Annotated in this window: 15 protein-coding genes and 1 other annotated feature; of the genes, 13 read left to right on the top strand and 2 right to left on the bottom strand. The window is 40.2% G+C overall.

Annotated features, from left to right (window positions below):
• The first annotated feature begins 285 nt into the window (after window positions 1-285).
• Window positions 286-1,002: a tRNA1(Val) (adenine(37)-N6)-methyltransferase gene (locus tag ACOEN1_RS02505; protein ID WP_422484840.1), complete on the top strand. Its 717-nt coding sequence runs from the start codon at window positions 286-288 to the stop codon at window positions 1,000-1,002.
• Between the two features lie 5 nt (window positions 1,003-1,007).
• On the top strand, window positions 1,008-1,832 hold the full coding sequence (gene rsmI, locus ACOEN1_RS02500; protein WP_422484839.1) for a 16S rRNA (cytidine(1402)-2'-O)-methyltransferase: 825 nt from the start codon (window positions 1,008-1,010) through the stop codon (window positions 1,830-1,832).
• A 145-nt stretch (window positions 1,833-1,977) separates the two neighbouring features.
• Here rsmI and ACOEN1_RS02495 read toward each other — a convergent pair whose 3' ends face one another.
• Window positions 1,978-2,220, bottom strand: a complete 243-nt coding sequence (locus tag ACOEN1_RS02495; protein ID WP_422484838.1) for an AbrB/MazE/SpoVT family DNA-binding domain-containing protein — start codon at window positions 2,218-2,220, stop codon at window positions 1,978-1,980.
• A gap of 110 nt (window positions 2,221-2,330) precedes the next feature.
• Here ACOEN1_RS02495 and ACOEN1_RS02490 point away from each other — a divergent pair, with 110 nt between their 5' ends.
• From ACOEN1_RS02490 to pulA, 8 genes are all read left to right on the top strand, one after another.
• The gene (locus tag ACOEN1_RS02490; RefSeq protein ID WP_422484837.1) at window positions 2,331-3,317 is read left to right on the top strand and encodes a DNA double-strand break repair nuclease NurA; all 987 of its coding nucleotides are present in this window, start codon (window positions 2,331-2,333) and stop codon (window positions 3,315-3,317) included.
• Window positions 3,318-3,908: 591 nt separating this feature from the next.
• Window positions 3,909-5,747, top strand: a complete 1,839-nt coding sequence (locus ACOEN1_RS02485) for an ATP-binding protein (protein WP_422484836.1) — start codon at window positions 3,909-3,911, stop codon at window positions 5,745-5,747.
• Between the two features lie 85 nt (window positions 5,748-5,832).
• Window positions 5,833-7,752, top strand: coding sequence for a 1,4-alpha-glucan branching protein GlgB (gene glgB, locus ACOEN1_RS02480; RefSeq protein ID WP_422484835.1), 1,920 nt, complete (start codon window positions 5,833-5,835; stop codon window positions 7,750-7,752).
• 1 nt (window position 7,753) lies between these two features.
• Window positions 7,754-8,890: a glucose-1-phosphate adenylyltransferase gene (locus tag ACOEN1_RS02475; protein ID WP_422484834.1), complete on the top strand. Its 1,137-nt coding sequence runs from the start codon at window positions 7,754-7,756 to the stop codon at window positions 8,888-8,890.
• Window positions 8,891-8,903: 13 nt separating this feature from the next.
• Complete coding sequence (gene glgD / locus ACOEN1_RS02470) at window positions 8,904-10,028, top strand: glucose-1-phosphate adenylyltransferase subunit GlgD (RefSeq protein ID WP_422484833.1); 1,125 nt, start codon at window positions 8,904-8,906, stop codon at window positions 10,026-10,028.
• Window positions 10,029-10,034: 6 nt separating this feature from the next.
• Complete coding sequence (gene glgA, locus ACOEN1_RS02465) at window positions 10,035-11,471, top strand: glycogen synthase GlgA (protein ID WP_422484832.1); 1,437 nt, start codon at window positions 10,035-10,037, stop codon at window positions 11,469-11,471.
• A gap of 1 nt (window position 11,472) precedes the next feature.
• Window positions 11,473-13,725: a glycogen/starch/alpha-glucan phosphorylase gene (locus tag ACOEN1_RS02460; RefSeq protein ID WP_422484831.1), complete on the top strand. Its 2,253-nt coding sequence runs from the start codon at window positions 11,473-11,475 to the stop codon at window positions 13,723-13,725.
• An 11-nt stretch (window positions 13,726-13,736) separates the two neighbouring features.
• On the top strand, window positions 13,737-15,659 hold the full coding sequence (pulA, locus tag ACOEN1_RS02455; RefSeq protein ID WP_422484830.1) for a type I pullulanase: 1,923 nt from the start codon (window positions 13,737-13,739) through the stop codon (window positions 15,657-15,659).
• A 40-nt stretch (window positions 15,660-15,699) separates the two neighbouring features.
• On the opposite strand, the gene ACOEN1_RS02450 is transcribed toward pulA, so the two are convergent.
• The gene (locus tag ACOEN1_RS02450) at window positions 15,700-16,725 is read right to left on the bottom strand and encodes a 3D domain-containing protein (RefSeq protein WP_422484829.1); all 1,026 of its coding nucleotides are present in this window, start codon (window positions 16,723-16,725) and stop codon (window positions 15,700-15,702) included.
• Window positions 16,726-17,027: 302 nt separating this feature from the next.
• Here ACOEN1_RS02450 and ACOEN1_RS02445 point away from each other — a divergent pair, with 302 nt between their 5' ends.
• From ACOEN1_RS02445 to metG, 3 genes are all read left to right on the top strand, one after another.
• Window positions 17,028-17,216 carry a type II toxin-antitoxin system HicA family toxin gene (locus ACOEN1_RS02445; protein ID WP_422484828.1) on the top strand — a complete coding sequence of 63 codons (189 nt, stop codon included), beginning with the start codon at window positions 17,028-17,030 and terminating at the stop codon, window positions 17,214-17,216.
• Between the two features lie 45 nt (window positions 17,217-17,261).
• Window positions 17,262-17,684 carry a type II toxin-antitoxin system HicB family antitoxin gene (locus ACOEN1_RS02440; RefSeq protein WP_422484827.1) on the top strand — a complete coding sequence of 141 codons (423 nt, stop codon included), beginning with the start codon at window positions 17,262-17,264 and terminating at the stop codon, window positions 17,682-17,684.
• Between the two features lie 58 nt (window positions 17,685-17,742).
• Window positions 17,743-17,967, top strand: a binding site (T-box leader).
• A gap of 51 nt (window positions 17,968-18,018) precedes the next feature.
• A complete protein-coding gene (gene metG / locus ACOEN1_RS02435) occupies window positions 18,019-19,995 on the top strand; it encodes a methionine--tRNA ligase (RefSeq protein WP_422484826.1) in 1,977 nt (658 codons plus the stop codon).
• Window positions 19,996-20,069 lie beyond the last annotated feature (74 nt).

Below are 20,069 nucleotides of genomic sequence, written 5' to 3'. Positions count from 1 at the left end.
CAAAATCATATATTTTGGATATGTTAGTTGCCGGGCACTTACAATGAACAATAGAATTGATTGTCACCCCGACCGTAAGTTAAGAAGTGTGAGATAATAAGTAAGAGTTAATATCTAAGATCTAAGAGTTAAAATCTAAGAGGTAATATCTAATACTGAAGAGCTTTGATTCCAACGTAATTGTCACTCTGAGGTTAACAAAGAGTCTTATGACCCTGGCTGGCATCCTAAGAAAATTGTTCACTGTACATTCTTCATTGTTAATTGACCAAAGGGGGTTTTAACATGAGACGGATAGACGATGTTCCCGGAACAGAGTACAAAATAATACAGGATAAAGGTCTATTTTCATATGGAGTGGATGCGATACTCCTTTCTTATTTCAGCAGGCCAAAGGGAGTAGTGGTAGACCTGGGGACAGGAACGGGAGTGATTCCCCTGAGGGTTGCAGATAAAAAAGGCGTATCCATAGTCTATGGGGTTGAAATCCAGGAAGAAGTTGCCAGGATGGCTCAGGAAACAGTCGCCATGAACTCACTTCAGGATAAGGTAAAGATACTCCATATTGATATGAAAAAATTGCCTGAAATTTTCGGGAAAGCATCAGTTGATACTGTGATTACAAATCCACCTTATATGAAGCCTGGAGGAGCAATTGTAAACAAGCATGATAACTTTGCTATATCCAGACATGAGATAGCTGCAACACTGGAAGATATAGCAGTTGTATGCGAACATATTCTGAAACCCCTGGGGAAACTATATATGGTTCACAGACCAAACCGACTTGTGGATGTGCTATATACCCTTAGAAGTCATGGATTGGAACCAAAATACATACAATGGGTATACCCCAAGCCTGGAAAACAACCTAATCTATTCCTTCTGGAGGCAGTAAAGGGAGGGAAAAGCGACTTCAAGTACAGAGAGCCGATTCTTGTCTACGATGAAAACGGAGAATATACTGAAGATATTTATGAAATTTATGGAATGAGCAGGTGATCAGGATGGAAACAGGAACACTATTTATTTGCCCGACTCCAATTGGAAACCTTGAGGATATAACCCTTAGGGTATTAAATATCCTAAAAGAAGTTGACCTTATAGCAGCTGAGGATACAAGGCATACTCTGAGGCTTTTAAACCATTTTGAGATAAAAAAGCCAATGACAAGCTATCACGAACACAATATCAGGGAGAAGGGTCCGCATCTTATCCTACAACTGACTGAAGGAAAAAGCATAGCCCTTGTATCAGATGCAGGAATGCCTGGAATATCAGATCCCGGAGAAGACCTGATCAGACTGGCCATAGAAGAAGGTCTTGAAGTAGTAGGTCTGCCAGGACCATCTGCAGCATTGTTAGCACTTGTGGTTTCAGGACTACCGACCAGAAGATTTGCCTTTGAAGGATTTCTACCATCAAAAAGCACAGATAGAAAAAAAGCATTGGATACTCTTAAAATTGAACAAAGGACTTTGATATTTTATGAAAGTCCTCACAGGATAAGTGGAAGTATTGAAGATATGATAAAGGTACTTGGAGATAGAAAAGCATCTCTTTCAAGGGAACTGACAAAGCATTATGAAGAAACAATAAGAGGTAAATTAAGTGAGATCCTTTTGGTATCAAATGAAAGAAACCTAAAAGGTGAGATGGTTTTGGTCATAGATGGGGCTGAAGCTCAGGAAGCACCGGAGATAGATGTAAAAGAAGAGCTGATGAAGCTGTTGGATAAGGGAATGACCAAGAAAGAAGCGGTCAAGGAGATAGTAAGAGTCCATGGGCTACCTAGAAATCAGGTATATGAGGAAAGCTTGAAACTGGATTAGGACATAATAAAACACTCGGGAAGACCCGAATGCTTTATTACGAGTAGGAAATTTTACTTTTTCGAAACACAAAATTTCCGTACGCGAGTATCAAGAAAAGCTACTTTGATGTGTAGTTAGAAGCTTTTCTTATTATGATGTGCTTCTATTTTGCCGAAAGCTCCTCTAGGCAGCCTGGGCATATATTCTTGCCTTTGAAATCTGATACACCCTTTGATTCTCCACAAAAGATACAGGATGGGGAAAACTTCCGAAGAATTACCTTATCCTCATCAACAAATATCTCAAGAGGGTCCTTGACTTGGATGTCAAGATTTCTTCTAAGCTCGATAGGGATAACCACTCTACCTAGCTCATCCACTTTACGGACAATTCCTGTGGATTTCATCTAAACCACCTCCCAATTAGGTTAACATAATAACCTAGGCAAATATTACCATACTTTCCAAAAAAAGTCAATAGCTTTCAAGTGGTATTCCGTTAAAGTGAGGAGGAAAAATGTATTCATTAAATCACGAACTAAAGGAGAAGCTCGAAAACATAAACAATGCCATACAGAAAAAGTATGGGATGGTCCTAGAAGGTGATAAGAACAAGCTTAGAGAGTTTCTTGGCACTCGCATTGGAGACATGCACAAGATAGATTTTCTATCTCCCAAGGAGCTTGAGGATATAGAAAAGAGTGGAGGGATATGTGGAGTGGACGGCTCAAGCAACAGGGCAGGCGGAAACTATCCACACTACATTGAAGTCTACCAGGCCCTTGCAAAAACCACGGTAAAAAGGGAAGAACCACTTTATCTGTCGGAAATATACACTCCGGTAATAATCAATGAAGATGAGGATGAGCTAAGTGACGGTGGAGATAAAAGAGAAGAGCAGAAGAATCGAAAACTTGCATTACTGGAAGTGGAAGCTGCAATAAAGGCAATCAAGGTCCACAAGCCATATGCAATTCTCATGGATGGAGGGCTTATAAGGTATAATATATATGCAGGTGAAAAATGGGAAGAGCTGGTTGAAATGTGCGAGGATACCGGCACAATTCTAATTGGTGTAATAAAGGATATCAAGACAAGAGTAATAGGTGAACAGCTAAAAAAAGAATACCCGGAACTAAAGGGAAACCTTTACGACAGGGAGCTGTTATTTGGTCTTTTGGAATACCGGGAGCTTTTATCAATAAATGAGTCTGTTAGTAAAAAAGAACCAATGGGATACAGTTCGGCATTTTTAAGAAGCTCGCTTTCGCCCATGGCAATTGGACTGGATATAATCGAGAGTCAGAGGGAACACCTGATTGAGATGGCAAGACTCGTGCTCTCGCTCACGCCACAAAACAGCAGAGGGGTACCTCTCTGGATAGATATTGTCGACAAGGAAGTGAAGATTTCCGATCAGATGATGACTGCCTTGCTTGAAAGATACCTGGACCGCGGGGTTTATGAAAGGTTCTTTGTGTCGGAGAGGGATAAGAGAAGCTAGTCAATTCATAACGTAGCAATTATGGTATGACAATCCCTCAGGTGTTTGCACGCAGTTCTGGATTCAAGTCCGAGTAAAATCACGCGCTCGTTTTCTCCGTTGATTCCTATGCCGCTTCGCTTGGAGGAATCAAAGCACTGCGAACTCCTCGCTGGATTTTATAGTCGTTCTTTCATATGAACTGCTTGACAAAGCACCAATCAGGATTGTATATATGAAACTAAGTCATGGCTCAAGCAAGAAAGAGAAAAGTCATGATGATTAACGAACATATGGAAAGATCAGCAAGATTTTTCACGCGAAGTAAGAAAATCATAGTGACTTGCGTGATTTCCAAACAAGCAACTACTTGGATAGTCGTTAAAGAACGAGGAATATGCCATTAATCAGCTACAAGTTTAATCGATAGCAAGTCAATTTTCGAAGCGAGTGTGATAAATCTCTGATCTTGAATCCGAGAGTGTTTCATCAGACTTTTCGAAACTAAAGACTATCTAGATCAAAGATCCTTCATTGCATTCAGGATGACAGCGTAGCAAAACTCCTGAAGTTGAACTCGGACTATCAAATTTAACTAAAGAAGGTGAAAAGATGAAAGTTATTGGAATAACAACTCAACAGGAATTCTACGTAGGCTCAAAGGAGCGAAACTTTCGCATAAACGAATTCCTCCTGATCCAGGATCCATTCCAGGAAGACCTGATCGGCGAAGTGGTTGAAGCAAGAACCTTCAACCGCTATATCCCCCTGGACATTGGAGGAGACTTTGTGGACAACGCCGTCCTTGAGAGCTTGAGAGCACTCGGTTACGATGTTGATGAGGACACTATCTACATCGCAAAGGTGAGGCTGTTAAACGAAGCCCTGTACCCGGTACAGACGGGCTCAGATGTAAGGCTGCCAAAATTCCACGAGATAAAGGATATTATGCTAAAAACCGATCCAGAAAACGGACTTGTCCTTGGAGTGATTAGGAATACAGATGATGTTGCACATGGCATGGATGAGAGTCTAAGGGACATATTATACACCTATGAAGAGAGCGGACTTAAGGCTCAAAGGGAACTGCCCTTTATAATGGACTACAAGTCGATGCACCACTATCCTCACATAGGGGTATTCGGAGGTTCCGGCTCGGGAAAATCCTTTGGACTGAGAGTTTTGCTTGAAGAGATTATGCTTAAGGAGATTCCTACCATTGTCCTTGATCCTCATTTTGAAATGGACTTTTCAGAGACGCCGGAATACTTGGAGGATGGAGAGCATGATTTCACTTCCTTGTTTACATGTCTTCAGGTTGGAACTCACGTTGGAGTAAGGTTCGAGGACCTGACTGCAGGTGATCTCAAGAACCTCCTTGATGCAGCAAGCACTCTGTCAGATGCTATGAATAACGTAGTGGATGTTATGTTTAAGAGAAGAGATTCATTCACCAGTTTTTCAAATAGACTGGAAGGTCTTACTGAAGCCCAGGAAGAGGGCTCGGTTGACCGGATTGATAAGAAGATTGCAGCAGCAACATCACATGATGAACGGTTGGCTTGGGAAGACAGAAAAGAACTCTACCTTTCCTACGACAAGACCTGTCCATACAATTCAGTAAAAGGAGTGCTCTGGAGGCTGAGAAGACTTTCCAACGAGGGAATCTTTTCAAAGGATAGCAGAGAAATTGAAAACAGCCTTCAGGATGGAAAACTTGTTGTGATTCAAGGAAGCACCAGAATTCTACAGGTTTACAGCACTTATCTCCTAAACAATATTTACCACAAGAGAAGGGAATTCAAGGATTCAGCATATAAAAAACAGGCAGCAGACTATTTTCCGCCGTTTATAATAGTCACAGACGAAGCTCACAACTTTGCTCCCAAGGGCTATGATTCACCTTCAAAATCAATACTCAGGGAGATATCACAGGAGGGAAGAAAGTACGGAGTATTTCTGATTCTTGCAACCCAAAGACCAACCCTTTTGGATGAGACAATCACAGCACAGCTAAACACCAAGTTTATCTTCAGGACAGTACGTGCATCAGACATTGATACGATCAGGGAAGAAACTGATATAACTCATGAGGAGGCAAAGAGACTGCCTTACTTGAGAACAGGGGATGTGTTTATTTCCTCGGCTCTTATGGGTAGAACCTTGTTTGCACGCGTCAGGGCGGCATATAGTTCAAGTCCTCACACATTGAACCCGTTTGACGAGCTAAAGAAGCACTCAAAACAGGATGATGAGAAGTATCTGAAGCTTATTATGGACAAGCTGCCGATTCTGGAAGCGGATTTGCTGGGAGTGATTCAGGAGCTTGAAAAAGAGGAAGGGGTAGTGCTTACATTAAACAGACTGGAAGAAAAGCTCCAGTTGTTGGCAAAAAAGAATTATATCCAGAAAGAAGACACATTTTTGGGGTATAGATATACAAAGGTGTAACTAAAAAGGTGTAACTAAACCTATTTTCAACAAATTTTCAACCAAATTAGACGACGATGGAAAATAAGTGAATGGAGGGCTGGAGATGACCGAAAAGAACAATACTCAATACTTCTACATAGATGACGGAGAGTTGGATGCGTATCTTTTCCACGAAGGTACATACTACAGGGCATATGAGTTTATGGGGGTGCATCCATATAAAAAGGGCAAAATGAAAGGCCATCGCTTTGTAGTATGGGCTCCAAGGGCAAGGGAGGTCTACCTTACAGGTGATTTTAACGACTGGAATGAGTGGAGCCTTCCAATGGAGAGAATCCCAGGCAGCGGATTATGGTCCATTGTTGTAATCGATATTGAAGAATTTGATAAATACAAGTACAGAATAGTCGCAGAAACAGGAGAGGTAAGATACAAGGCAGATCCTTTTGCATTCCATTCAGGGACGAGACCAGAAACCGATTCCAAGGTTTATGATATCAAGGGATTCAACTGGCAGGATAAGAAATGGATGAAGACCAGAAAAGACAATCTCTACGAGTCTCCCATATCTATATATGAAGTAAGTCTCCTTTCCTGGAAGCAGCATGAAGATGGAAATCCATACTCATACAGGGAATTGGCAGATGAATTGATTCGATATGTCAAGAAAATGGGTTTTACCCATATAGAACTGATGCCTGTGGCGGAACATCCCCTAGATGCATCATGGGGATATCAGGTGACCGGATACTTTGCGCCAACAAGCAGGTATGGAACTCCCAAGGACTTTATGTACCTGATTGACCAGTGCCATCAAAACGATATCGGCGTAATTCTTGACTGGGTGCCAGCACATTTTACAAGGGATGATCACGGGCTGGCAAGATTTGACGGAACCTACTGCTTCGAATCTATGGACAAATTCAAGGCAGAAAACGACCAGTGGGGAACCATGAATTTTGACTACACAAAACCGGAGGTATTGAGTTTCCTGATTTCAAATGCCATGTATTGGCACGAATACTACCACATAGACGGCTTGAGAATAGATGCAGTTGCATATATGCTTTATCTTGACTTCGGAGGAAAGGACATCAGAAACCAATATGGCGGAAGGGAAAATATTGAAGCAATAGAATTTATAAAGAGATTGAACTCAATTATATTTGAGAATTATCCTGGAACCATGATGATAGCCGAGGAATCCACGGCTTGGCCAAAGGTGAGTCATCCTCTTTCTGAGGGTGGGCTCGGATTCAACTATAAATGGAATATGGGCTGGATGAATGACACTCTTAAGTATATGGAGCTTGACCCAATATACAGAAAAGACTATCATCAGGCTCTTACATTCAGTATGATGTATTCATTTTCGGAAAGGTTTATTCTTCCATTAAGCCACGACGAGGTGGTACATGGAAAGAAATCACTCCTGGATAAAATGCCGGGATACTATGAAGACAAATTTGCAAATCTAAGATTGCTTTACCAATATATGTACGCTCATCCTGGGAAAAAGCTACTGTTTATGGGAGGAGAGTTTGGTCAGTTTATCGAGTGGAGAGAATACGAAGATCTTGATTGGCATCTGCTTGAATACGATATGCACAAAAAACTTCACAAGTACGTGCAGGATCTGAACAAGCTCTATACCGAAGAAAAATGCCTGTTCGAAGTGGATTCATCCTACGACGGATTCCAGTGGATTGAACACCAGAACTGGCAGGAAAGCATAATCTCATTTGAGAGAATTGACAAAGAGGGAAATAGGCTTGTCTGCATATTCAACTTTACACCAGTGCCCCGTTCGAACTACCCAATTGGAGTAATGGAGGAAGGAACCTACAGAACTATCTTCACAAGTGATCACCAGAGATACGGTGGAAACACAAAGAGAATAAAGAGTTACAAGGCAACTGACGAAAAGTTTCACGACAGACCTTATAGTATTAGAGTGGAATTACCCCCTCTTGGGGCAATGTATTTTAAGCTGAAGGAAGAAAAAAGGACAGGAGGAAAATAAAATGATTGAAAGCAAAGTAGTAGCAATGCTTCTGGCTGGAGGTCAGGGATCAAGATTAAAGACCTTAACAAAGAAAGTGGCAAAACCAGCAGTGCCTTTTGGTGGAAAGTACAGGATTATTGACTTCGCCCTTAGTAATGCCACCAATTCAGGTATCGATGATATTGGGATACTTACTCAATATAAGCCATATCTTCTGAATTCCCATATTGGAATAGGTACCTCCTGGGACTATGACAGAAATATGGGAGGGCTTAGAATACTGCCACCTTTCACTTCAGAGGATGGTGGACGATGGTATACCGGGACGGCAAATGCAGTATTTGAGAATATCGACTTCTTGGATGAGATGAATCCAGAGTACGTACTTATTCTTTCTGGAGATCATATCTACAAGATGGATTACTCGAAACTTCTGAAGGCTCACAAGGAAAAGGATGCAAACGTGACAATAGCTGTTATGGAGGTGCCATGGGAGGATGCATCGCGTTTTGGAATAGTCAATGTTGATGATGAAAACAAGATTGTCGAGTTCGAGGAAAAGCCTGAGAATCCAAAAAACAATATGGCTTCCATGGGAATATATATGTTCGATTGGAAGCATTTAAGGGAATATCTGATAAAGGATGTAAAAGACAGGGACTCAGACAATGACTTTGGCAAGAACGTTCTTCCATTGATGCTAAAGGAAGGGCAGAAAATGTATGCATGGGTATTTGATGGATACTGGAAAGATGTAGGAACTGTAAAAAGCTACTGGGAAGCAAATATGGACCTTCTTGATCCAATGAATACCTTGGATCTTTACGACAAGGACTGGAGAATTTATACAAGAACGAGAAATCTTCCACCACAATATCTTGCAAGGGGATCAGAAGTAAAAAATTCACTCGTAAATGAAGGATGCTACATCAGAGGAACCTTGAAGAACAGCATTCTTTTCAGTGATGTCATCATTGAGGAAGATGCAATGGTAATAGACAGTGTAGTCCATTCCAATTGTGTGATCGAGAAAGGTGCAAAAGTGTACAGGGCTGTTATATCAGAGGGAATAACAATAGAAGCAGGACAAGTTATTGGCGAAGAGAATTCAGAGAATATTTGTCTTGTCTCTGAAGAAGGAATTTCAATGGAATAAGGAGGCGAAGAGGATGGAAAAATGTCTAGGAGTAATCAGCGGTGCAAATATTGAAAACAACTTTGGAGCTCTTTGTGTCCACAGACCTGTATATATGCTTCCTTTTGCCGGAAGATACAGGCTGATTGATTTCAGTCTCTCCAATATGGTCAATCATGGAGTAAAAACAATAGCCGTGTATACCGGTGAAAAAGTAAGGTCTACTATGGACCACTTGGGAGATGGAAAGGCCTGGGATCTGAACAGAAGATTCAACGGACTGTTCTTGTTTCCTCCTGTATCTCACGATTTGTCTGGAAAAAAGACAGGGGAGATTCCCCAATACTATACAACCAGGGACTTCTTTGAACAGGCAAAGGAGAAGTATGTATTTATCAATCATCCCAACATTTTGGCAAAGGTTGATTTAGGAATTGCCTTCAAGCATTTCAGGGATACTGATGCGGATATCACACTTATATATAAAAGGCAGAAGGATCCATTCGGAGAATATGTAAATACCTATAAGATGAATATTGCAGAGGATGGATCGGTTATAAATATTGGAACAAACCTTGGTACGGAAAGAGAATTTGACATGTACCTTAAAATGGGTTTTCTAAAAAAAGAGATCTTTATGAAATTGGTGAAAGAAGCCATTGAAAGAGGGGAATCTGACAATCTTCTTGAGACGATCCTGATCAACAAGGACAAGTATAAGATAAACACCTACCAGTTTGATGGTCATACAGAGAATATCAGAAATTTGAAGAGCTTCTACGATGCAAATATGAATCTTTTAAAGAAAGACATAGCAAGAGAGCTTTTCTATCGAAATGGAATTATATTAACAAAGACCAAGGACGAACCATCCACACTCTATACAGAATCTTCAATAGTACAGAATTCACTGGTAGCAAATGGTTGTGTGATCGAAGGTACGGTTGAAAATTCAATAATATTCAGGGGAGTCAAGATTAAAAAAGGTGCAATTGTCAAGAACTCAATTGTAATGCAAAAGTCAGAAATTCATGAAAATGCAGCAGTAATCAACTCCATAATGGACAAGTCAGGTATAGTGGGAGAAGATGTCCGAATTGCAGGAAGCATGCTTATGCCATTTATTGTAGAGAAAAAGCAGGAAATAAGAAAGGACTGATAGGGGATGAAAGTATTATTTGTAGCCTCTGAGATGGCTCCCTTCGCAAAGACAGGAGGGTTGGCAGATGTTGCAGGATCACTGCCATTTGCACTTCAAAGAGAGGGGCATCAGGTGTCTGTTGTTCTTCCCCTTTATTCTAAAATAGGTGAGAATTACAGACAAGAGATGAAAAAAGTGGGCGAATTCTATGTAGATCTGGATTGGAGAAGTCAATATGCAGGGATCTTCCTCTACCAGAAAGATGGAATTGATATATATTTTGTGGATAATGAATTCTACTTCCACAGACACGCTTTGTATGGAATGTATGATGACGGCGAGAGATTCGTTTTTTTCAACAAGGCAGTAGTCCATATGATCAAGCAATTGGATCTGGAAACAGACATAGTGCATTCAAACGACTGGCATACCGGTCTTATTCCCTTGTATGTAAAGGATTTTGCAAAGGGAGACCAGTATTACAAGGATATCAAGACTGTGTTTACCATACACAATCTGAAATACCAGGGAATATTTCCTCAGAGCATACTTACCCTTGCGGGGCTATCCTTTGAGTACTTCCATGAAGAGGGTCTTAAGTACTATGAGTCTGTGAATTTCATGAAGGCAGGAATAGTATACAGTGATGCCCTTACAACGGTTTCATCATCCTATGCCCAGGAAATCAAATACGAGTTTTATGGGGAGAGTCTTCAAGGGATAATAAGAAGACATGAATATAAACTCATGGGAATCATAAATGGTATTGACTATGATCTCTACAATCCCGAAAAGGATCAGAGAATTCCATATCATTATTCCCTTAAGAACCCTGGGGATAAAATGAAAAACAAAACGGCACTCCAGGAGACTTTTGGTCTACCTTTAAATAAAGATGTACCAATAATATCAATGGTTTCAAGACTCGTTGATATGAAAGGGCTGGATCTTGTTAGATATATCCTGGATGAACTTTTACAGGGGGATATACAGGTGGTGGTTCTTGGGACAGGAGACAAGGAGTATGAGGATATGTTCAGACACTTCCAGTGGAAGTATCCTGATAAGATGTCAGCCCATATCTACTTCAATGAAGAAGAAGCGCATCTTGTCTATGCAGGTTCGGATATTTTCCTGATGCCGTCAATGGCTGAGCCATGCGGAATATCTCAGCTGATAGCCCTAAGGTATGGTACGGTTCCAGTAGTTAGGGAAGCAGGAGGACTTAAGGACACTGTAATTCCATTTAACGAGTTTACAGGAGAAGGCACAGGATTTACATTTGCAAATTACAATGCTCACGAGCTTCTGTATACCATAAAAAGAGCAATCGATATTTATTCAGAAGAAGACCAATGGAATGGCCTTGTTGAAAGAACAATGAAGGCAAAGCACGACTGGGACAAATCATCAAAGGAGTATACAAAACTCTACAATACACTGCTGCACCAGAGGTGGTAATATGACTACTGACAAAGAAAGACACGAAGAAGAGATTCAGAAAATACTTTTTCAGCATGGAGCTGTCAAAATGGAGGAGGCATCCTCCAATGAAATGTACAGAGCAGTAAGTTACCATATACGAGAGACAATTGGAGAACAAATGTCTCAAACGGAGAAGAGGAACAAGGACTCAAGGACAATGGTGTATATGTCCATGGAATACCTGCCTGGAAGCCTTCTTAGAAAAAACATAGATTATCTTGACATGCAAGAACCACTTGAGGAAGCCTTAAGAAACAAGGGGTGGAATTTGCATGAGCTTTTAAGTGAAGACAGGGAGCTTGGAATCGGTTATTCTGATATCGGCTACCTATCAAATGGACTTATGGATACATTTGCTAGTGGTGCTTACAATACAATCGGTTATGGCCTTCTCTATAGAGAAGGCTATTTCCGTCAGGTGATAGAAAATTTCCAACAAATGGAAAGACCTGATGAATGGTGGGTAAGAGGTAAAAACTGGCTTTACAAGGGAGATCGTCAATACAAGATCAAAACAGGAGGAAGAGTGGATATCTCAATGGGAGATAATGGTCTTGTGTTTACTCCTGCAGATACACAGGAGTTGATACTAAGATATTATGATCTTCCATATCTGGGGTACAGGAATGGCGCGTGTAACAGGCTTAGACTATTTGATCACGAAAGCATAACCAGAAGAATAAAACCACTTGAATCAACACCAGATAATAGGAGGGAGAGGTTCAGACAGGAATACCTTTTGGTATCCGGCGCTCTTCAGGATGTAATAAGAACCCACCTTTTAAAAGGAAGAAAGATAGAAAGTCTTAATGAACATTTTATTTTCCTTATGATGGACACAAATCTTCTCCTGGCAATTCCGGAGCTTGTTAGGATACTTGTTGACGATTACAAGATGGAGTGGGATGATGCATGGGAAGTAACATCAAAGGCGTTCTTCTATACTCCTCTGCTTCCTCTTGAAGACACACTTTTGACTTTGGAAGGAAAAACCTTCAGGGAATGGCTTCCAAGACTCTGGATGATTCTTGAGGAAATCCACCACAGATATCTTAATATACTAAAGAATGTTGAGGATGTCGGTGATGAAGGAATAAAAACCTCAGGGATCCTATGGGATGACCAGATAAGATTGTATAATATTGCAAGGGTAGGAGTATATGAGGGCCCACCAATTGGATATCCGCTGGCAATATCACACAGGAGATGGATTTTATCAGGGAACCCTCCCTTGAGAGATTTGATAATCAAGCACATTGGAGAGGATTTCATAGGAAATCCAGTAGAGATAAAAAAACTTTTGGGAATTGAAAACAATAAAGACTTGATTCGCGACCTGGAGCAAGTCAAAGAAGAAAACAAGAGAAAACTAGCCAAGGAAATTTTTAAAAAAGAAGGAATAGTGATAAATCCATATACTGTTTTTCACGGATATCTTAAGGATATTTCATCTCAAAACAGACAGCTCCTAATGCTTCTGTGGATTTTCGACACATACTTGACCTTGATAGAGAATCCAAATACTGATATGGTACCAAGAACTATCTTTATTGGGGGGAAAGCTTCTTCACATGATTATGGAGGCAAGGAAATAGTCAAGCTCGCAAACAGATTGGCTGAAAGGATTAATAATGATACGACCATCAAGGATAAGTTGAAGCTATTGTTTGTGGATGATCTGTCGCTAAAGAAAGAAGAGTTTATTTACCCCGCACTTGATATTACTCACTCTTTGACAACACCAACAAAAGGAGGGCTTCATCTTGCTGGATTGACAGCAATGGTAAATGGAGCTATTGCCATAGGAAGCAAGGAAGAAACCAATATGCTTCTTTGTGACTACACCAGAGAGGATTGCATGCAACTTTTCGGAATCACTCCTGAAGAAGTCCAAAAGTGCTATAATAGTAAAGAGTACAACTCACAGGAATATTATTATCTGAATAGAAATATCAGAAGAGTTGTAGATGCACTTTTAGGAAGAGAACGAATTATAGCCTGGGGAGAATTCAAGGGAATACATGATATGCTCCTAAAATACAACGACAATGATTTTATCCTGAAGGATTTTGAAGAATACAAAAACAGGATACAGACCATGGAGGCAGAATACCTTAGCAGTGAAGAATGGACCCGAAAAACGCTTCACAATATAGGCTTGATCGGTGAGTTTGCATCAGATGTTGTTGTTGCAAGATATGCAGTAAAAGTATTGCAGACGTCCAAATAGGAGGATCAAATATGGCGGTACACATGGAGATAACTACAGATAAGAGGCTGGGTATGGCATATAATGCTGAAAAAACTTTTTTCAGGGTATTTTCACCAGAAAGAAGTGATATAAAGCTTAGGCTATACGATGATTCCAGTAGTCTTAAGCGGATTGAATACCCCATGAAAAGAGAAGATGAAGGCACCTTTTTCGTTGAAATAGAAGGCGATCTAAAGGGTAAATTTTATACGTATTTGGTTGAAGGTAAATATGAAGTCACTGACCCATATAGCATAGCTTCCTCGTGTAACTCTCTAAGGTCTGCAATAATTGACCTTGAAGATACAAATCCCGAAGGCTGGGAAAATCATAGGGAGCCAGAGGCGGTATCTCCTGTGGATGCTGTTTTGTATGAAACGCACATAAAGGATTTCACAGGACATGAAACATCGGGAGTAGAAATCAAAGGAACATACCTTGGGATGAGCGAGAGAGGAACAACCTACAAGAATCTAGCTACAGGAATTGACCACCTTGTTGAACTGGGCATAACCCACGTACACCTTCTACCGGTAAATGACTTTTTGACGGTCCGGGAAGAGAGGGAATATGCCTCTGATGACCGCAACTATAACTGGGGATATGATCCGGAGCTGTATAATGTACCCGAAGGATCGTATTCTACAGATCCGCATACGCCAGAAACCAGGATAATGGAATTGAAAGCTCTGGTTATGGCCTTTCACAAGGCCGGGATAAAGGTTGTTTTGGATGTTGTATATAATCATACATTTAGAGGCAAGGAATCAAACTTTAACATCCTAGCACCGGATTATTACCATAGAATAACCGAGGATGGAACTTTTTCAAACGGTTCTGGAGTCGGGAATGAGTTGGACACACAGAAGCCCATGACTCGGAGATTTATCCTGGACAGCCTTGAGTACTGGCTAAAGGAATTTAGGGTAGACGGATTCAGATTTGATCTTATGGCACTTATTGATATTGATACAGTGGAATTGGCAGTTAAAAAGCTTAGACAGATCAAGAAGGATGTCATGATTTACGGAGAACCCTGGATGGGTGGGATAACTACCTTGCCATCACACAAGACCACCTCAAAAGGGAAACAGGGAAGACTTCATTTTTCGTTGTTTAACGATAACTTCAGAAATGCCCTTAAGGGTGACAATGATGGATATGGAATGGGATTTGCACAAGGCAATCTCGATGAAAAAATGGCAACTGAAACTGGAATTGCAGGCTCAATATTTTTCGATGAGTCCAGGATTGGATTTGCTTCAATGGCAAGGGAGACAATTAATTATGCAAACTCCCACGACAATCTAATACTACAGGACAAACTGCTTAAGGTCTTCCCTCACAAAAGCGAGGAGGAGATCAAAAACTACAATAAATTTATCCATGCAATTCTTATACTATCACAAGGGGTTCCCTTTATTCATGAAGGAAATGAGTTTTTAAGATCAAAGGGTGGCAGAGAGAACACCTATAATTCACCCCTTTCAGTGAATGCAATCGATTGGTCCCTGAAGGAGAAGAATATTGATGTTTACAACTACATCAAGGATCTCATCCACTTTCGGAAGGAACGGGAAGAATTCAGGATGGATTATGCCACGGATATCAGGAGGAATCTTGATTTTATAGAAGAGAGTTTAAATTGTCCCCTTATAGCATATACAATAAGAGGAAACGGCGGCTACCTGCTTGTTATCCACAATGCAAACCAGACATCCTGTATGATGCCGCATGCGGTAATAAAAAAACACATACAGGCTCAGGATGAAAGAAAAGTCACTGATCTGACCATACGTTGCCTTTTCGATGAAAAGGGCTATGCAAATGGAGAAGCTGAATTCAAGCATCCTCATGGGATTGAAAACCTTCCTGTGAGCACAAGGATTTTTGAACTTAAAATAAAAGAGTAAAGAAAAAACAGATATCGCTCTTTGCGATATCTGTTAATTTTTAGTCTAGAATATAAATCTTTACATTTCTTCGACCGAAATTCCATGCTTGTGTTGACGAATGGAAAAACAAATCAATTTTGTGGCCTTTAATGGCTCCTCCTGTATCTTCAGCTATAGCAAATCCATAATCACTCGTTCCATCTAGGGATTCAACATAAAGTTTTGTCCCAAGGGGAATAACGCGAGGATCCACTGCAACGGTTCCAGGTCGTGCAGTTGTTCCTGAGGCAGTAATTCCGTAGCCTCGATCACCAGGTCTCTTTCCAGTACTTGCATAGGAAAGGTCATAGGCGCTGGCATTCATTATCATTGCCTCCTTAAAGCGTACATCTCCTCTTGATGTAGCTACCATATTGTTGGCTCCCCTTTCGATTACCTGAGAAACGGGTTCCGACACTACGGTATCAAGTACTATGACAGATGAAGACATTACACCATTAATATATATATCTTTAATGTGTGATCTTTTTAATCCGTCTTTTCCTTCCTGGAGAGTATTTGAAATACCCTTGTCCAGTCTTATATTGTTTACTACCTCTGTTTCAAATGGAATAGAGGTATTCTCCACTCGTAGCTTTTCCTCAACCTGGAAAAACTCAATTGTGGTATTTGGCTTTACTTCTGTGTCCAAGGCCGGGGTTGAAAAGTCCTTTGGCCCATTATTTATTCCTGCTTCTTCAAGAATGTCCTCTACCCTTGTGCTGTAGGATGTGATTTTTTCAATATCATCCTTGAAAACAATTGTGTACGTATTTGGGTTTGTTACGGTAATCTCTAAGTCCTTGGTTAAAAGTGTGTCCAGATCAGGCTTAACAAGGGTGTCCTTGCTTACTTTGATCTCCTCATCCACTAGAAGCTCCTCAACTGTTGCTGAGTGTGAGACCATCTGGATTGTCTCACCGTCCACTGTGAGTGTTATTTCTGCCCCCTGGTAGGAACTAACTCCCAATGATATTGTCATTACTATAGCTAGAAGTAAGAGGACCACTACCTTTTTAGCCGTGTTTGCTTTGGTATTGTCCATAATTCTCCTCCTTTTTTGTCACAGATTGTAACCAATTTGTAACTATTTGTCATGCTCCATGTATTCTAAACCATAAATTAAAACTTGTCAAATTTTTGCCTAAATACCCGGAATATTCTGTTAATGGTACCATTGTAATAATAGGCGTAAATGTTGATATATAAGGACGTCAGAGGGTCCAATCTACTTTGTTTTCTAAATTATCCGAATGGCTTGACACGTATTTATAATACGTATATAATTAAATAAACAAGAATTACAAGAAAATAAAAATGATTTCAAAACAAATTTCGAGGACTTAAGTGGGTTATACATACAAAGATGTCGTAAAAAAATTGAAAGAGCAAGGTTGGGAACTTAAAAGAACCAACGGCTCACATGAGATATACAAGCATCCAGATGGTAGAACTTGTCCAGTTAAATGTACCAATAAGGATATTCCAACTGGTACATTGAAGAGTATTGAGAGAATTACAGGCGTTAAGTTTTGAGTTGTGGGAAATTATTATATTAGTTTTAGAAACGGAGGAACGATTATGAAGAATAGATATATTTATCCTGCGATAATTAGAGTAGATGAAGATGCATATGATGTCAGTTTTCCTGATATAGACAACTGTTTTACTTTTGGAGAAACATTAGAAGATTCATTGGACAGTGCAAGAGATGTTTTGGAGTTGTGCTTATATGATATGGAAAAGGATGGCAAGGAAATCCCGAAAGCTTCTGGAATTGGCGAGATATCATTAGACAAGAATGAAACCATAGCATGGATTAATGTTTGGATGATTCCAGTTAGAGATAAGATGGAGAATAAAGCTGTAAAAAAGACTCTGACGATACCAAAATGGCTAAATGATGTTGGAATAGAAAATAATCTTAACTTTTCTTCCCTGCTTCAAAGTGCTATAAAAGAAAAGGTTGGAATCTACGATACAAATAGCCGTAAACAAGGATAATCTCCTTAAAAAACTTGACTAATTCCCTCAATAAGCTATAATTATTAGTAATTGAGAACTAAAGATAATGATGGGAAGAGTAGAGGTCGAATTTCTTAAGAGAGTCGGGTTTGGTGGAAACCGATGAAAGGAAGCTTTCGAAGATGGTCCCTGAATTTTTCGGCCGATAGGTAGGTCGAAACGGCGGCAGTCGTTAAAGTGTTAAGGTTTAAAACCTGCTGAGATCAGTATCGTGAGATACTGATAATTAGAGTGGTACCGCGAAGTCGCCTTCGTCTCTATTGAGATGGAGGCTTTTTATATTCTTAAATACCTATATGAAAGGAAGAGGTTAATGAAAAAGACTTACTATTTGACAACACCAATTTATTATCCAAGTGGCAATCTTCATATCGGACATACTTACACTACAGTTGCGGCTGACAGCATAAAGAGATATAAGAAGCTGCAGGGATACGACGTATTCTTTACAACAGGCTCTGATGAGCACGGACAAAAGATTCAGGAGAAGGCTCAGGAAAACAATATGTCTCCAAAAGCATATGTAGACAAGATTGTAGCTGATACCAAGGAACTTTGGAAGATGCTTGAGATCGACTACGATTCATTTATAAGAAGTACGGATGATTTCCACGAAAAGGCGATTGCTGATATCTTTACAAAGCTATATGAAAAGGGAGAGATATACAAGGGTCATTACGAGGGAGCATACTGTACTCCATGTGAATCCTTCTGGTCAGAGTCCCAGTTGCTTGAGGGTAACAAATGCCCTGATTGTGGAAGGGAGACCCATATCGAAAAGGAAGAGGCATACTTCTTCAAGCTTTCAAAATACAGGGACAAGCTTCTAAAGTATTATGAGGACAATCCTGGATTTATTCAGCCTGAAAGTAGAAAGAACGAGATGATCAATAATTTCCTCAAGGATGGACTAGATGATTTAAGTGTATCAAGAAGTAGCTTTGACTGGGGAGTAAAGGTTCCTTTTGATGAGAAGCACATTATATATGTATGGATAGATGCACTTTCATGTTACCTTACATCAATTGGTTATGGAACTGAGAATACGGAGAACTTTGAAAAATTCTGGCCTGCTGATGTACACCTTGTAGGAAAGGAAATCGTAAGATTCCATACCATCATATGGCCAGCAATTCTTATGGCCCTTGACCTGCCTCTTCCAAAGAAGGTATTCGGTCATGGATGGATACTCTTTGAAGATGACAAGATGTCAAAGTCAAAGGGCAATATAATCTATCCTGAACCAATAATTGACCTCTATGGAATAGATGCATTCAAATACTTTTTGCTAAGGGAATTTTCCTTTGGTCAGGATGGATCCTTCTCAAGAGAAAAGTTCCTGCAAAGACTCAATTCTGACCTTGCAAATGATCTTGGAAACCTTGTAAGCAGAACTGTATCAATGGTTGAAAAGTATAACGACGGAATTCTTCCGTCTCCTAAAAAGACTGAAGAGATCGACGACACGCTGGTTCAGATGGCAACAGGAGCAGCTGACAAAGTTGATGCATATATGGATAATCTAAACTTCTCAAATGCCCTTGAGGAGGTATGGAAGCTAATTAGAAGGACTAACAAGTATGTTGACGAGACAATGCCTTGGATTCTTGGCAAGGAAGGGAATTCTGAAAGACTCGACACTGTACTTTACAATCTTTCAGAAAGCTTGAGAATTGTTTCAATACTGATCAAGCCCTTTATGGACAAGACTTCAGCTGAAATAAGAAGACAGCTTGGAATCGAGGAAGAAATAGTCTGGGACAATGCAAAACAGTGGGGGCTTCTTAAGGAAGGAAGCAAGGTCCAGAAGGGAAATATCATTTTCCCAAGACTTGATATAAAGGAAGAACTCGTAAAACTTAATGCTGCAAACAATGCACTTATAGAGAAGAGAACAGCAGCGAAGGAAGTTCCAAAAGTTGAAGTAAAGAAAGTTGAAGCGGTTGAAGAGAAAAAAGAAGAAGAAATGATAACAATAGATGACTTTGCAAAGGTGAAGTTCAAAGTTGCAAAGGTAGTTGCCTGCAAAGAACATCCCAAGGCAGACAAGCTTCTTGTATTGACACTTAAGGTGGGAGATGAGGAGAGACAGGTTGTATCAGGAATAAAGCAGTGGTACTCGACTGAGGACCTTGTAGGCAAGACGGTAATAGTAGTTGCAAACCTTAAGCCGGTTAAGCTCAGAGGAATCGAGTCAAGAGGTATGGTACTGGCAGCAGAAGATGCTGACGGCAACCTGACACTTCTTTCAACTCTTGAGGATATTGCAGACGGAGCGATAGTATCATAGACCAGCTATTAAAAGTCAATAATAATTTAGAATTTATTTTGCCTTTGAGATTATAAAATTTATGCTAGAACCCG

It is taken from the genome of Gudongella sp. DL1XJH-153, assembly GCF_049310905.1.
Classification (GTDB): Bacteria; Bacillota; Clostridia; order Tissierellales; family Tissierellaceae; genus Gudongella.
Note: the sequence above shows the minus strand (reverse complement) of the source record. Positions and strands in the feature narration are given on the sequence as shown.